The 15736-nt window shown below is 38.9% G+C and carries 13 protein-coding genes and 1 pseudogene; 1 reads left to right on the forward strand and 13 read right to left on the reverse strand.

Annotation, left to right across the window (positions count from 1 at the left end):
• The first annotated feature begins 453 nt into the window (after positions 1-453).
• Positions 454-804: a helix-turn-helix domain-containing protein gene (locus AB5123_RS09540; protein WP_368364744.1), complete on the forward strand. Its 351-nt coding sequence runs from the start codon at positions 454-456 to the stop codon at positions 802-804.
• A 201-nt stretch (positions 805-1005) separates the two neighbouring features.
• On the opposite strand, the gene AB5123_RS09545 is transcribed toward AB5123_RS09540, so the two are convergent.
• The 13 genes and pseudogenes from AB5123_RS09545 to AB5123_RS09605 form a co-directional block, all read right to left on the reverse strand.
• Positions 1006-3018 carry a DUF262 domain-containing protein gene (locus AB5123_RS09545; RefSeq protein ID WP_368364745.1) on the reverse strand — a complete coding sequence of 671 codons (2013 nt, stop codon included), beginning with the start codon at positions 3016-3018 and terminating at the stop codon, positions 1006-1008.
• A gap of 221 nt (positions 3019-3239) precedes the next feature.
• Positions 3240-3986, reverse strand: a complete 747-nt coding sequence (locus AB5123_RS09550) for a hypothetical protein (protein ID WP_337811971.1) — start codon at positions 3984-3986, stop codon at positions 3240-3242.
• The gene (locus AB5123_RS09555; protein ID WP_337811972.1) at positions 3980-4930 is read right to left on the reverse strand and encodes a hypothetical protein; all 951 of its coding nucleotides are present in this window, start codon (positions 4928-4930) and stop codon (positions 3980-3982) included. The genes AB5123_RS09550 and AB5123_RS09555 overlap by 7 nt, the downstream gene beginning before the upstream one ends.
• Positions 4931-5100: 170 nt before the next feature.
• Positions 5101-5205: pseudogene (locus AB5123_RS09560) on the reverse strand (AbrB/MazE/SpoVT family DNA-binding domain-containing protein); the annotation flags it as partial.
• 118 nt (positions 5206-5323) lie between these two features.
• On the reverse strand, positions 5324-6244 hold the full coding sequence (locus tag AB5123_RS09565; RefSeq protein ID WP_117864402.1) for a TFIIB-type zinc finger domain-containing protein: 921 nt from the start codon (positions 6242-6244) through the stop codon (positions 5324-5326).
• Positions 6245-6294: 50 nt separating this feature from the next.
• Complete coding sequence (locus AB5123_RS09570; RefSeq protein WP_041337462.1) at positions 6295-7101, reverse strand: hypothetical protein; 807 nt, start codon at positions 7099-7101, stop codon at positions 6295-6297.
• A gap of 290 nt (positions 7102-7391) precedes the next feature.
• Positions 7392-8873 carry an aldehyde dehydrogenase family protein gene (locus tag AB5123_RS09575; RefSeq protein WP_278945515.1) on the reverse strand — a complete coding sequence of 494 codons (1482 nt, stop codon included), beginning with the start codon at positions 8871-8873 and terminating at the stop codon, positions 7392-7394.
• A 23-nt stretch (positions 8874-8896) separates the two neighbouring features.
• On the reverse strand, positions 8897-10027 hold the full coding sequence (locus AB5123_RS09580) for an iron-containing alcohol dehydrogenase (RefSeq protein WP_041337464.1): 1131 nt from the start codon (positions 10025-10027) through the stop codon (positions 8897-8899).
• A 28-nt stretch (positions 10028-10055) separates the two neighbouring features.
• Positions 10056-11420, reverse strand: a complete 1365-nt coding sequence (locus AB5123_RS09585) for an aspartate aminotransferase family protein (protein ID WP_138338275.1) — start codon at positions 11418-11420, stop codon at positions 10056-10058.
• 125 nt (positions 11421-11545) lie between these two features.
• Positions 11546-12742, reverse strand: a complete 1197-nt coding sequence (locus tag AB5123_RS09590; RefSeq protein ID WP_332009028.1) for a PucR family transcriptional regulator ligand-binding domain-containing protein — start codon at positions 12740-12742, stop codon at positions 11546-11548.
• Positions 12743-12805: 63 nt separating this feature from the next.
• Positions 12806-13708 carry an agmatinase gene (speB, locus tag AB5123_RS09595; RefSeq protein ID WP_195221175.1) on the reverse strand — a complete coding sequence of 301 codons (903 nt, stop codon included), beginning with the start codon at positions 13706-13708 and terminating at the stop codon, positions 12806-12808.
• Between the two features lie 19 nt (positions 13709-13727).
• Positions 13728-14390, reverse strand: a complete 663-nt coding sequence (locus AB5123_RS09600) for a cyclase family protein (protein WP_118157298.1) — start codon at positions 14388-14390, stop codon at positions 13728-13730.
• A 15-nt stretch (positions 14391-14405) separates the two neighbouring features.
• Entirely contained in the window at positions 14406-15728 is a 1323-nt protein-coding gene (locus tag AB5123_RS09605) for a M28 family peptidase (protein WP_337811973.1), read from the reverse strand.
• Between the last annotated feature and the right edge of the window lie 8 nt (positions 15729-15736).

Consider the following 15736-nt stretch of genomic DNA (forward strand, 5'->3'; position numbering starts at 1 on the left):
TCTGCTGCTGCCTTGGTGCCAATCTCCTTTGCGAGCTTTATTGCCTGCTTTTTAAACTCTTCATCATATTGTTTTCCGGTTCCCATTGATGACACACTCCTTTGTTTTTATTATACTTTGATTGTTTTGTATGTGTCAAGTTTTATTATACAGGATTAGGAGCCGAGGGACAGTTGGCTCTTTACACATTGGCACCTGTTATTCGACTTTCGTTCAATGAGATTTACACAAGCAGCTGGGAAAAAGGAGACAGCTCGATCTTTGGCGAGCGAATGCTGATAGTCAATTTTTGTATTCACGGCCGATGTGATGTTTCTCTCGCCAAAAAACGGTATGCCATTGTTAAGGAAAATCAAGTCTGCATAAGTACAGTAATGCCCACAAAGAATTTTTACTACCCCAGAAGTTTGTACGAGGGGATACAGCTTTATCTAGATCTTGATATTTTGCATAATGAAAACGAGCACATATTTCACACGCTCACAGATAGCTATGGTCAAGGAGGCTGAAACGCTGATACTCAGCGACTTGACAACTCGCATAACTGCAAAAGAATTGTCGGAAAGGTTCGGCGTTAGTGAGAGCAATTTCAAGTTCTATGTGAAAGGTATCCTTGGCGACAGTTATCTGAACTATTTCCGCAAGAAACGTATGAAAAAAGCAGCTGAACTTTTGGAAACCACCAATCTCAAGGTCATTGAGATAGCAAGTGCGGTGGGGTATGAAAATCAAGGAAAATTCGCAAAGGTCTTTGCAGACACTTATGGTGTTTCTCCGCTGGAGTTTCGGAGGTTATCGAAGTAGGGGAGAGCGAGAAAATTTGTGCAGGGGTTGGGTTTGTATATGAAGATAAACCGCCGCAGGTCACATAAATTCGTGACCTGCGGCGGTTTAGTGTAAAAAAAATTTAGTTCATATGGGTTGAACCTTTTAATGTGACGGGATGAAAAACATATTTTATTTTCCACAGCATTATATATATTTCTTGCTTTTTACAATTCATAGCTATTCTATTGTCGCAGAAAGAGTGCCGCTTTCATCCATACTCCATATGATCTGCTTAGAAATGAACGACCCATCTGCGTCAATTAGTCCGTATTTTTTGTATAGCTCTGTTACCTTTGCAAAGTAATCACGTTCCTTAGCAATAGTTAATTCCTTGACGGTTTCTCCGTTAAAGGTCACAGTATATGATGTCATGGATTCAGGAATTCGTTCTTTTATTTTTGCCGGAATACGCAATATTCTTGCTCTAATGTCATTTTCTGAAATGGTTTTGATCACTTGAATCGCAGCATTATCTATAACAGCATCAACTTTAGATTCCTTTAAGTCCCATCCTTTTTTATATGTATCAATAAGTTTTTTCTGTCTTGCTTTCACTATATCAGGAGTCCATTCATCGTAATTAAGCACATCTGTTGCTAGAGCATATGAAGTTACTCCTGCGTCCGTATTTTTAAAATATTTCTCCTTCTTTGTCTTAAAATCATAGTTTTGTGCCTTTGAATTATGCCTCTTGGTAAGTGGGATGAGATTACCTATCTTATTCAGCCAATATGATCTATCATCCACATCAGTCCAAGTCTTATTCCACTCGCTTCCAGGTGAAACTGTTTGAGGAAGAACATGTTCAATTGATAATACATTGGATTTGTAACTTGCTGCCCCATCTGACAAAAAAGCATCCAGACGAAGAATTAGGTAATTTCGCTTTATTCCAGTCATCTTATAAATATCTGAATTTAGCATAGATATGAATTCGTTTTGTTCAGATGCTGAAAGCTCAATGCTTTCCCCATAGATACTATCATCATTTTCATCTTGAAGATTGGAGATAAGTCTTGCATATCTTTCAATTCTATGGTTAATGTCAAACGAAGTCATTCGCATATAGCTTGCCAATCTTTCGAGTTTCTCAAAGAAAGTGAGCAATATGTCTGATTCTGTCTTATGCTTGCAGTAAAACACCATAGCAGGTGGTAACCAATCGGAGTTGTCGATCCTGTTCAGCCATCTGAGTATGTTATTGACCTTTTCTGCGTTCTCAGTTGAAGTATAGATAGCTTTTCGTATAATGTTATAAGCGTCCGAATATGGTTCAAGTACATTATCAATAAACTCTATAGCAGTATCATTGTTAATATCCGTGAGTACATACTTATAGAACTCTTCTTGCAAAGACTTCTTAGCTTTGCATTTCATTTTTATCATTCGTATATATCCGAAGAGATCATTGAAATCATCTCTTCCAAGCTGAGTTTCTATCTCTTCCCACTTATCGGTATAATCATCTCTATTGTCTTCATTGATCTTACCTATAACATCAGATTTGATTATATCAGTAGCAAGCAGGTTCATTCCTCGGCTGTTCATGACAGAGAATATTCTGAATGCTGACTGCTGTGACGGAGTTGAAACGACCACAATATAACAACGCTGTACTAAAAATGAGCCAAAAGCGAAAATATCTGCTTCATTGGCAAAAGTATCCTTGATCTTCTGTTGCAGGATTTGAGCATTTCTTATTATATTAGCTTTCGCTTCGGTGTCCTGAGACTCTGGATTTAAAGACGTTAATTCGTCTATTTTAAGCTCTTGAACATAGTCCTTGAAGAAACCGTTATCTCTTTCTCTGATCCTTAAACGTGGTTTCGGCTTTATTCCCTGAGATTTGATGCCTTTTTCGTTGATATAGTTTTTAAACTCATCTCTATCGTCGCTGTCACTTAAACTATGTGCTATTATAGCAAACAAAATAGTAAGTGTTGTAAGTCGCTGTTGACCATCTATCACATCTGACTTTGGATCATCATCTTGTTTGATAAGCACTATGCTTCCAAGAAAGTAGTTTTCTTCCTTATCCTCATTTTTATAAAAATCATATAGATCATCAAATAAAATGCCTGTTTCTTGTATAGTCCAAGCGTATGGGCGCTGATATGATGGTATATTATAATTGAATTCAGAACTGAAAATTTTTGAGAGAGGATACTCTCCACCTTTAATGCTGCTCATATGTTTACTCCTTCTGAAGATTGAAAATGTTGTAATTTTATTCTTAATTATATAATATTTTGTTTATGTTGTCAATTGCTATGTTTGATTTTCGAAAAGAAATTTTGTCCATTTTTCAATGCTTTGAGCTACTGTGACTTTTCACTAGATGATAGACATTGACAATAAGACATTGTATATGATTAGATAAGGCAAATCATTATAATTTAAAAATATGTCAACTATCCCAAAATCCTATGTAACACCCCTATTACATCATCATTTTCTAACCCATAGCTTTTCAATGAATTGCTGTCAAATGGTTCTTGCTCCAGCGAGCCGATAAAAGCGTCAATATCTGCTTTTACTGTTGCAGGTAATTCTGATATGCTTTCAAGTACAAGTTCAGCAGCTATTCTCAAAATGTCCTTTTTGTGTTTCTTGATATCGCTGGAATCAACAGATTCACCGTTGTCTTTTCTCTGCTTTAAATCAAGATATGCCTTTGCTTTAAACAAGATAAGATATTCGGGACGAAGAACGGATAAACCATTTCGCACAACTCTTCCGTCCATCAAGGCTTTGTAATACTCATCATCAAGCAGTATTGCTGATAGGCTTGAAACAGAATCATCTATGTGAATCGGCGTTATCCCTGTCATCTCACGGAGTTCAAAATCATTCCTGCAAAAAAGTTCTATCATTTTCGGATATGTGTCATCTTCAGGTTTATCAAATCTGTAAAACTGCGGCTTTTGACCATTCGTGGCCTTGTTTCTGTATCTGCCGATCTCAATAAACTCCCAAAGCTTTTCTCCAAATTCAGGCGTGAGAGCCTCAACGATAAGAACCATATCAAGATCTCTTGTCGCCCTAAAAGATGCGTCGTTGCTTTCAAATACAATATCACAGGCAGCACCGCCTATAAGCACATACTGTTCTTCATATCCGGCAAAATGATTTCTGAAAGTGTCTAGTCCTTTTACCACACATATTCCTCCAACATTTCATTTATAGATATCATTACTCTTTCGTCCTGCTTTTCTTCATCGGTCAATGCTAAAGCTACGCTCAAGGGGTCTTGTATCGACTTCTGTCCATAGTCAATGAAATAGCCAAGCTCAAGAACAACACAGCCAATTTCTTCTCCTCTGCGAATTTGTTTAAGCTTTTTTATACCTGTATCAGCCAGCTCTTTTTTTGTCACCCCATAGGTAGGAAAGTCATTATCTGACAACAATGAATACTCACACAAAGCAGTAATGCCGGCCTTTTTCTCCAAGTGAATGTCGCTTGGAAAAGCATATCTTCTGATAACAGGTTGTCTCAAAATATGCTGTATCTGTTTCCACAACTGCTTTACATCAGGCGGAATGGTAATAGCTCTTGACTTGCCTTTCGTGTCGAGAATATTCACATTCAGGTATTCTATTTCATCAAAACATCTGCTTGCTGACGTTTTTGATACATCCAATTTTTCGGCAGCTGTTGATACTGTTACTTTATCCCACTTTTCATATATCGCAGTAAGTATCAGCTTTTGCGTCAGAAATGAAATAAGCTCGACAGGTGCGATATCACGTTCGCCCGAATTTGAAAGCAGACAGCCAATGAACGGCAAATATATCTGCTTGTCTTTCAGCACAAAAGGGATACCGTCCTCTATAAGTTTTTCCTTTATATAAGGGGTAGCGGATCTAAGAAATAAGGCACAGTTCAGCCCTGAAATATTCTGTACTTTAGCTCTGTCTTTTCGGAGTGCAATAAGCCCAATATCGTTCTTTGGCTGAATTGCAAGCCAGCCCATTCCGTTGGTTTCGACATTTAAGATATCATATCGTCCCTTAAAAGCCAGCGGAAGTTTATCGTACAAGTCGTTATTTTCTTTGATCGTAACTCTTTGTCTTAAAGTTTTTTCTAAGTATTCTTTCATATGCTCACCTTTTTATATTTGTAACGTATTTTAAGTTACAAATATAAAATAACATATTTTTATCAATGTGTCAAGCTGTTTACATATTTTTTCTCACATTATTTTATGTACAGCCTATCCGCCAGTCTGAGGAGTGCAAGCAGGTAGTCAAGTTCGCTTTTCAACGTTGTCTGCAACGGGTCGCCCTCACGGATACGCATGGTGCGCCTTATTTCTTTAGGTATGACAACTCTGCCGAGATCGTCGATCCTGCGGACAATTCCTGTTGCTTTCATATTTATGACCTCCGTTGTTTTTTCAAAATTGCAGTAATATTATTTGCAGAGGTGGGGAATTTATGCAGGGGAAAAAGCGAGTGATAATCGTATGGATTTTAGCTTTTATTGTTCATTATCACATTGATTGGGAAATGTAGTATATAACTAATACGATTATCATTATTATTACGATTGCAGCGGCTATAATGGCATTTACTTCATTGGTTGTTCTTGGAAGTTCTTCAAGATCAGCTTCTAAATAATTAGGATCTAACTGTTTCAATTTTTCGTCAACTCTATTTATTGAATCAAGCCATTGCCTTTTATTTTTATAGTTATGGCGGTAGGACGTTTTTCGACATACAGAATATATATATGCATATTGTTGGCGTATGATTTTCCAAAGATATGTTGTCTTATATTTGTCCGGTATAGTATGTATGATATGTTCTATTGATTCGATCATTCCCAATGATAGTTCCACGAACATATCATAAGTGTATTCACTATCATTAGTTGTATAACTGCCATTCTTACCATATTCAGTCGTTGTATTCATTACAAATGAACTATTTAAAAAAGCAAGCAAATCAGAATTGATTCTTTGAATCAAAGCTTTGTTTTCTTCGTATTTTTTTGGTGAGCTATCATAATTGTCATCAATTACAGATATCGAATTTTTTAACACTTTAATTTTCTGTTCTCTTTTAAAGCGGTCAGAATCTACAAGTGCCATTCTTGCTTTTCCATAGCTGGAGTAAAAAATAGCCTCAATATTTGTTGGCTCATACTGCTCTACCATGTTATAGTATTTTTCACATTCTTCCCAATCTTCTTTAGCTTTTGCACGGCGTGCGTTTTCGAGGGAACGCTCTACAAAAGAGGTGTTATCGACTGTGACTTTACTTCCTGACACATCGACCTTGCCATTAACTTCGACAATAAGACGTTTAGCTTCTTCAGGTGAATATTTAGCACCGCAATACTGACAGATAAAGCAGCCGTCCTCTTTGACTAAATCATTGCTACCGCAAACTTCGCATACGATTTGTTTCATGCTTTAACATCTTCTTTCTGTGATTTGTATTTTCGTGATTAAAAAAATTATTATATTTCTGGTCCGCTATAATGTGGTAAACCAGCTAAATCCATGTTTTCGTTATAATAATCAATACTATATACTGACAATGAGAGTGCATTACTTCCATTTGGTGTTATGGATAACAGGTAGACATAGTTTCCGCATTTTACCGAAACCGAATCAGACTCGTCAGTTAAGTAATCTCCGGTGTACCTATATCTTTCTAAAGAAGTGTCAAGAATATCACACGAATCGCTAATATCTTCAGAAGAAAGACCAACATCAGTGTATAAAATTGCACTGGCATAAAACATTCTGAGTATATTTAAAGCGTCAACTTCCGAAATTTCATCGCTCGTTTTTTCAATAGTACAGTCTGCGTCTTCGTAATATTCCCTTATCCATTCTCCTAGATCATCATATATGATAGACATACTTTCAATGCTGTTATCATCTGAGCCGGTAATAGTGCATTTAAGTTTTGTTGGTGTGTTGTTAACAGTTATAGTGCAGATAACCTCAATGTTTCTGGTTTCAGTTTCATTAATGCTGTTTTCGTCATAATCAAAAACAGACATATTTTCTTTTGCATAATCTAATTTCTTTTTTACATTTGTTATAAATGTATCTTCATGGACATCTTGCGTAACCTCGCTTGTGGTTAGCGTGGTGGTCGCAACCTCATCTGACGTTGTTGTTGAGATCGTTGTTGTTGTGAAATCGGTTTGCTGTGAATTATTGATTGATTTATTGCTGCTTTTAGTATTGTTTCCACAAGAACTTAAAATCAATGTTGAAATAACAAGTGATAATACTAAATAACCATTCTTCATAAGAAATTCCTCCATATTCTTCTATAGTGCTTTTTGCACTACTTATTTTGTACTGTCATTATACCACATTATTTCCACGATTTGTTAAGCTGGCTGCTTAGGATAACGATTACATTTTGTAAACAAAGTGTAAATTTTGCAGATGTAAACGTTGATAGGGGGTGCTTTTGAAATAAGGAGTGGGGAGCGAGGGGTGTTATTTCAAAAAGTGGGGAGTTTTTGAAATAAGGGGGATAAAAAAATTCCGCTGCAGGTCGCATTAATTCGTGACCTGCGGCGGTTTGTATAATCTAGTGGTTATACCACCCAAGAGGTGTACCAGATATATTTATGTTTATCTGCTTTGTTTCCTGATATTCATCAAGACCGCTTGTACCAAGTTCTCTGCCAATACCACTCATTTTGTAGCCACCCCACGGGGCTTCTGAAAAGGCTGGGTTATAGCAGTTTATCCACGTTATACCTGCACGAACTTCTTTTATCACCCTTAGAGCTTTTGCGGTATCATTGCAGAAAACAGCACCTGCGAGTCCATAATCTGTATCATTTGCCAATTCTATTGCTTCTTCCTCTGTTTCAAAAGTCAGCACAGTAAGTACAGGACCAAATATTTCTTCACGAACTATTGACATATCAGGGGTGCAATCGTCAAATATGGCAGGCTTGATGAAATTTCCGTTGACAAGATCGTCATCTGTACATTTGTATCCACCGCAAAGAAGTTTTGCTCCCTCTGCCTTTCCTTTTTCAATATATCCAAGTACGTCCTGCATATGCTTTTTTGATATGAGCGGACCCATATCAGGGTTATCAAGAGGAGCGCCAAGGGTAAGCTTATCAGTTCTCTCGACAAGTTTTTTTAGAAATTTATCCTTTATCGATTTTTCTATTATCAGCCTTGATCCTGCACAGCAGACTTCTCCTTGATTTAAAAATATACCCATCATTACCCATTCAACGGTCTTGTCGATATCCGTGTCTGCAAAGACGATATTAGGTGACTTTCCACCGAGTTCAAGCCCTATTTTCTTTACGTTGCCAACAGCAGCACGCATTATGCCTTGCCCAACGGATGTGCTGCCTGTGAATGTAATCATATCTACCTTTTTGCTTTCGGCTAAAAGATTTCCAACTGTGCTTCCTGAACCGATGACCAGATTTGCAGTGCCTTTTGGTAGATCACATTTATCAAGTATCTCAAAAAGCTTCAATGCCGAAAGTACCGTTTCAGAGCTTGGCTTGAAAATTATACTGTTGCCAGCCGCAAGTGCAGGGGCTATTTTCCATACGCTCATCAAAAATGGAAAATTCCAAGGTGTGATAAGTGCGCAGACACCCACTGGTTCTTTCAATGTGTATGAGTGCATATTGCCGAAATTGCTGTTTACATTGTAAGTTTGACCGCTTGGTGTACGGATAAGCCCTGCATAATAACGGAAACAATGCACAGCATCGTCAACATCTGCCTGCGCTTCACGCAAGGGCTTGCCGTTGTCCATTGACTCTGTCTTAGCTATTTCATCAATCTCGCTCTCTATCATATCAGCGATCTTTAGAAGCTTGTCGCTTCGTTGCTGAACATCAAGATCACGCCATTCTCTGGTTTTGTAAAAGGAACGTGAGGCACTTTCTATTGCATATTCCACATCTTCCTTGCTGTTTTGCACTATCTCGCCTAACTCTTGGTTATTTGAAGGATCAACAGATCTCAGAACAATTCCCGAAGTGCCTTCAAACCATTCTCCGTTAATGTATGTTTTATATCTGCGCATAGAAAGAACTCCTTTGGCTTGATTTACAGTGACTTTAAATATAGATCTCTTATGTGTGACCTGTCAAATTTTACGGGATGATAGGATATACCTGCTGCTGAAACTTTCATACAGCTGTCTGTCAGCATATCGATATCACTTTCTTTTACTCCAAAATCTGATAACGTACAGGTAAGACGAAGTGAGTCGATAAATTTTGTTATCTGTTCTGCACAATCATTCTCATTATTGCCGCCTAACACTTTTGAAATAAATGCAAGTTTCTGTGGGTCACCTTTTATGCTTGCTTCTGTTACTGCAGGGGTTATGGCTGCAAGACCTTTGCCGTGTACGGCATTCTTGAAACCGCTGACAGGGTGTTCCATACCGTGTGCAAGTGTAACACCTGCGGTATTTATGACCATTCCCCCCATTGTGCTTGCAAGACTTATCTTGTCCCAGTACTCTGGGTTATTGTCACCCTTAAAAAGCTTTGGAAGATCATCTGCAATAAGCTTCATTGCCTTTTCGCACATAATATCCGTAAATGGTTGAGCAATGCGGCTTATATAGGCTTCCATACAGTGACAAAAGGCATCAAAACCGACACTTGCCAAAACATTTTTCGGCATAGTCATCATACATTCAGAATCAATGATAGACGCCTTTGCAACTATTGCATTGCATCTTAGTGATTTTTTATCTCCGTTTTCCGGGTTTGTTAATACAGCAAATCCGTTTCCCTCACTGCCTGTTCCGCAGGTCGTTGGGATAAGTATTATCGGCAGAGCTTTGCCGCTTTTCAGACGATTGAATATGTAGTCATTTATATCACCGTCATTTACTGCGATAAATGCTGCTGCCTTTGCACAATCCATAACGCTTCCACCGCCGACGCCTATGACCATATCGCAGCCGTTGTCTTTTGCTATTCGTGCAGCTTGCTCAGCTGTCGTTGTAAGAGGATTTTGTGGTACTTTATCAAAAACAGTATATTCGATACCTGATTTTTTTAAGTGACTGCAAATTCGGTTAAGCAACCCAGAGCGCTTTGTGCTGCTTTTTCCTGTGACAACAAGTGCCTTTTTGCCGTGATCGCTTGCGATGATTCCAACAGAGCTGACTTTTCCTCTTCCAAAAACAATATTTACAGGCAGGTAGTAATTAAAATCCATACTCACGTTTAATACCTCTTTTCTTGTATTATTTATCAGACTTTGCTTTTACCAAAGCGGTCTCAAATATCTCAAAGCCTTTTTCAAGTTGTTCGTCTGTTACACACAGAGGGACAAGAAATCTTATAACGTTTCCGTGTGTGCCAGCATTTTCAAGCATAAGTCCCATTTGAAGGGCGTTCTGTATCACCTTAGAAACAAGTTCGCCGTTTGGTTCTTTTTCTGCTTTAGTCTTTACAAATTCCACGCCAAGCATCGAGCCAAGACCTCTTACATCTCCTACCTCTTCATATTTTTCTTTAAGACCGCTGAAAAATATAGTTGCCTTTTTACCTATTTCTTCAGCTTTGCCTGCATAATCTTCTTCCAGCATTATATCCATTACCTTGAGTGCAGAAGCACAGGCAAGAGGATTTCCACAATATGTTCCGCCAATAGTTCCCACAGGTACTGAATCCATAATTTCCTCACGGGCGGTTATTGCACTTATTGGAACGCCGCCGCCAAGAGATTTTGCTGTTGCTATAATATCTGGTGCAGCACCTGCTTCCTTCCAATATTCTGAGGCATAGTATCTGCCACTTCGACAGTTTCCACACTGTACTTCATCAGCAATAAGTAAAATACCATTATCGTCGCATATCTTTCTGACGGCTTTTACCCATTCGATAGGTGCGGGGACAAAACCACCCTCTCCTTGAACAGGTTCGACTATCATTGCTGCAATATCACTGGCAGGTGCAGCTTCATCAAAAAGAGTGTTGAGTTTGTCTAGGTAATATGCTATCGCTTCTTGTTCAGAATATCCTTTTGGTGCATGATAAAGGTAAGGGAACTCAGCTCTGTAAATATCAGACGGGAAAGGACCCATTCCCTTTGCATAAGATTTTTTTGCTGTAAGAGCCATTGTAAGATTTGTTCTTCCGTGGAATGCACCAGAGAAGCAGATGATGCCTTTTCTTCCTGTATATGCTTTGGCTATCTTTACTGCATTCTCATCTGCCTCTGCACCGCTGTTTGCAAAGAATGTTTTCAGTTTATCACCTTTGCATGGCATAAGTTTGTTGAGCCTATCAGCAAGTTCAATGTAACCACTGTGTGCCACCACATTGAAAATGCAGTGAAAATATTTTTCTGCCTGATCTTGAACAGCTTTCACGACCTCAGGTCTGCTGTAGCCGATGTTGAGAACGCCGACACCTCCGATAAAATCAAGAAAGATGTTTCCGTCAACATCTTCGAGCATTGCGCCCTCTCCACGCTTGATACATATAGGATATGTATAGCCACAGAGCGCTTTAGGCAGTGCGTTGTCCCTTTTTTTCAAAAGTACACAGGCATTTGGTCCTGGAACCTTATCTGTAATTATAGTTGGCAATGAATTTCTTAGCATTATAAAGTCACTCCTGTTCTTTTATTACGGAAAGTTTTTTCCTTTGATATAATTATAAGAAAAAAACAGTATAACAGCAATGTGTTGTCTTTATAATCTTTATTGTGGTGTATGCACACAATAAATTATGACTGATCTTTTTGACTTTCACGATAGTTTTTGATCTCAAACGCCATTTTAAGTTCAAGATAGACGTCAAGATCATCAAGTTCGCAGCAAAGTATCTTTTTGATCTTATCCATACGATAGCGCATTGTATTCCTGTGGATAAACAGGTGCTCTGCTGCTGCGGCAGCGTTGCAGTTATGATCAAGATAGGCTTCAAGCGTTTTGCAAAGGTCGCCCTCCTGCAAAACATCAGATTGTATCAGTTTGCCTATATGATTATTTACATATTCATCAAGAAACTTATCATTTTTTATCTGCGCGATAAGCGAGTAGATACCGAGATTATCGTAAAAGAATACTTTCTGACTTTTACTTTCAGAGTGTGATATTTTAATGGAGTTCAGAGCTTCCTGAAAGCTTTTCTTTAATTCCGATATGTATTCATATGCAGATCCTATCCCTGCCTTTGCGTCAACGCCGTAGTAAGAACTAATGTGGTCTATTATCCTTGTGAATATATTGGAGAGCAGATCGCGGCTAAATAACTCCGAGGGGATAAGCATTATGCCTGTATCTATTTGCCAGAGCATCAGCATTTTTTGCAAACCATAGTTTTTAAATTCATATCTGATATATCTTTGCAGATTTTCATAAGAGTCCTGAAGTTTGTTGTTTTTGTTTAACTTCAGCACGACTATATGATTTTTATCCGATATATTAGTGCCTAGATAGCCTGCCCGTATCTTTATATCAGCGTCATTTATATTAGAGGAATAAATTATTGCAGCAAGAAGCTGATCTATCGAGTTTGTGTTGCTTTCTTCTTCCACCAATGCCTTGCATACGATCTGTGAAAGATCAATGAGGTGCAGATCATAGGACAGTTCAAACAGCGGTAGTTCGTTGTCATTGCAGTATTCGGTCAGCATAGGTGATATCTGTCCGACATTTATAACAAGCCCAGCTATATTCTTTTGGTTCATTTCCACAATCATACTGAGCATTTTGTCATCATTGTCTGTGAGTGCTGCATTTGTGACAATAACAAGTTCTCCTCCGTGTATCAACTGTGAGACTTTAAAATCATCTGAAAGACATTGTGTACAATCGGCAAAATATATCCACCGTATGTTTCTGTACATTCCTGATCCACCCGCTATAAGCTTCATTCCTGAATATATTTTGGGAATGTTCATTAAATCTTCGCAGTTCATTTGTTATCACTCCTAAAAACACCTTTAGCCCATAGGTAAAACTATGGGCTGGAGATGCGAGATTTATTCTTTATTATACATAAGATACATAAGGTCCTGTGCGATCGTTGCCGCCGCAAGTGCGGTGATCTCGCTGTGGTCATATGCGGGAAGCACCTCTACAAGATCTGCTGCTACAACATTGATACCACGCAGTTCGTAAAGTAGTCGCCTTGCCTGAGCTGAGGTAGGACCGCCGATAACAGGCGTACCTGTACCTGGTGCAGCCGAGGGATCGAGAGCGTCGATATCAAAGGTTATGTATACAGGCATATCGCCCACAATGGCTTTCAACTGTCTAGCTAGCTCTTTCATATCCATATTTACAGCGTCCATAGCATAGAAAATATTATATCCACATTTAGTCATTTCAGTTCTTATAAAAACCTGCGCCGAATGTGACGGGTCGATACACCCCTCAGCCTGTAAGTCATATGCGAAGTTTGCGTGGGATACATTTCCATCAGTGGACGGAGTGCTGTCCTGATGAGAGTCAAAATGCAGCAGAGCAAGTTTTCCAAACTTTTCGCTTGCAGCTCTGACCATACCATATGGAATAGTGTGGTCTCCGCCAAGGGTAAGAAGTTTGCTGCCAGATTCAAAAACTTTTTTGGCAGTATTATACGTTTCCTCAAGCATTACCTTCGTTGTATTTGCACCCACATAGTATCCTACATCGCCGTAATCAACGATCTTTGCTTTATCGCTGAGTTTGTAGCTCCATGGGTAGGCAAAGCAGTTTGTGAGCTGACTCATATTTCTTATAGCTCTTGGTCCAAGTCTTGCACCTGGACGATTTGTAACACCACTATCGAAAGGTACACCCATTATAGTTATGTCAGCACATTCGGTATCCTGTGTGTACGGATAAAGATTAAAACTTGGTATTCCTGCATAATGCAGATGTTTCTGAATTTCATATTCCATAATAAATAGCTCCTTTATCTTAAAATGTTATTGCGGTTGCACGGCAGGGACTTCCTTCACCGTTATGCAGTTTTAGTGGAAAGGCTGTAAAAAAGAACTTTTCAGGCAGAGATGATAAATTTACAAGGCCAAGTATTATCGGTATCCCTGCTTCTGAAAACTTATAGTCGGGAAGAACGAGGTCAGCTCCTACTGATGAGATCCCGTCATTCGGATCGCCTATCATAGGGCTGTCCATTCCCACGAGTTTTATTCCCTTTGACACAAGATATTCTGCCGCAGGTACTGTAATATATGGGCTTTCAGATACATATTCTTTTTTGTTCCAAAAGCTATCCCAATTTGTTCGGATAATACATATCTCGTCTTTTTCAAGACCATCAGCACCTGCTGCTTTTAGTCTTTTCACTGTTATCTCTTTGCTTTCTGAGAACGGCAGGTAAAGTAACCGAGCGTTACCTGCGAATTTCTCAATAGGGGTCTCGCTTATTCCCTGTGCGTTTTCGCTCCAATGAGCGCTGTTTTCTATGTGAGTGCCTGTGTGGGCTGTCAGTGTATATTCTCTTGCGATATAGCCATTTTTATCGACACACGCAAGATCTTTTACGCTGTATGGCGTATATGGCTCACCATAATACCACATTTTTTCTGTATATTCGCCGCTCAGATCAATTATTTTCATAACATATGCCTCCTGTCAGAAATCCCAGCCATATCGTGTGGCATATATATCAAGCTGTTTTTCAATATCATCAGTGTATCCCTGAGGTATTTTTTCAAGGCTGTCAAGATAGTTTATAAGCTCACTTGAGAAATCAATAGGCTGATCAAAGCCCCTTTTGTCAATGTTTTTCATATCATCAGCAGGCGTATGTCCCCATACGAATCCACCGTTTGACATAGTAAGACTAGGGATTTTGTTTGATGTGAGATTTAGTGTGTCACAGGGAACAGGTCCGGAAAAAATGTCCAACGTTGAGCCGCACTTTTCAATTATTTTTTCAAATATCGCTTCAAAGTCTTTTACGCCTGCATAGGTTATGGAATAAGGCGTTGCCATTCCAATGATATCGTAATTGATATTATATTTTATACGTTTGTAAATGTCCTGGTTTTGCTGCAAAAAGTATTTGCTTCCGTGCAGACCAGGTTCGTGACCCGACCAGCAGGCAAAATACAAGGTCCTATGTGTTCTGACGCCCTTGTCGGATAGAGCCTTGTATTTTTCTGCTAATGCCATAACAGTGCCTATTGCACCTGCATCATCAACAGCACCTTTGCTGCTGACTGCCGAGTCAAGATGACCTGAGATCAAGATCACTTCATCTTGCTTGTCTGTACCCTCTATCACACCTATCGTATTGGTGCTTTCTTTTTTCTGAACCTGAGTTTTTAATTCAACGTGCAGTATGACCTTATCATTTTGGCTGAACAGTTTATTCACATCATTTTTGTTCATTATGAATGACGGCAGCATATACTGTGCTTCTCTGTACTCAAAATTTGAATACACATATGGTATGCCTTGCTGTGACTCGTCTGTTGTGAATATTACGGCAGCGGGCTTATATTTTTCAAGTACCTTGTAGGTGTCTATATCTGGGTAATCCATAAGAACGCTTCGCTCTATAACTACGATCTTTCCTTTGATATCTGTTTTTATACACTTGTCACTGATAGGATAGATCTCGCCGATAACACCCATTTTCTTGACGTCTGAATGTATAAGTACAGCTTCCGCTGTTAAGCCACCCTCTGGTGTATCTGTGCAGAAGCACACATTAGTATGTGGCAGAGGTGTGATCTGCTTGTTTGAGATCAACTCAACAACGCTTTTTTCAGTGCTGCAAACAGGTACTTGAAAATGATGCTGGATATATTTCATGCCGAGAGATCTGAACACTTCGACAGCGTGTTCTGCTGCCTTGTTCATCTGTGCAGTGCCTGCGATACGCTCTCCGCATTCTTCAACAAAAAAACGTGTATGTTTGTATGCTATCTCAGAATAATCTTTGCTCATTGTAGGAT

It is taken from the genome of Ruminococcus sp. RTP21204st1_B2_RTP21204_210225, assembly GCF_040914135.1.
GTDB lineage: Bacteria > Bacillota > Clostridia > Oscillospirales > Ruminococcaceae > Hominimerdicola > Hominimerdicola aceti.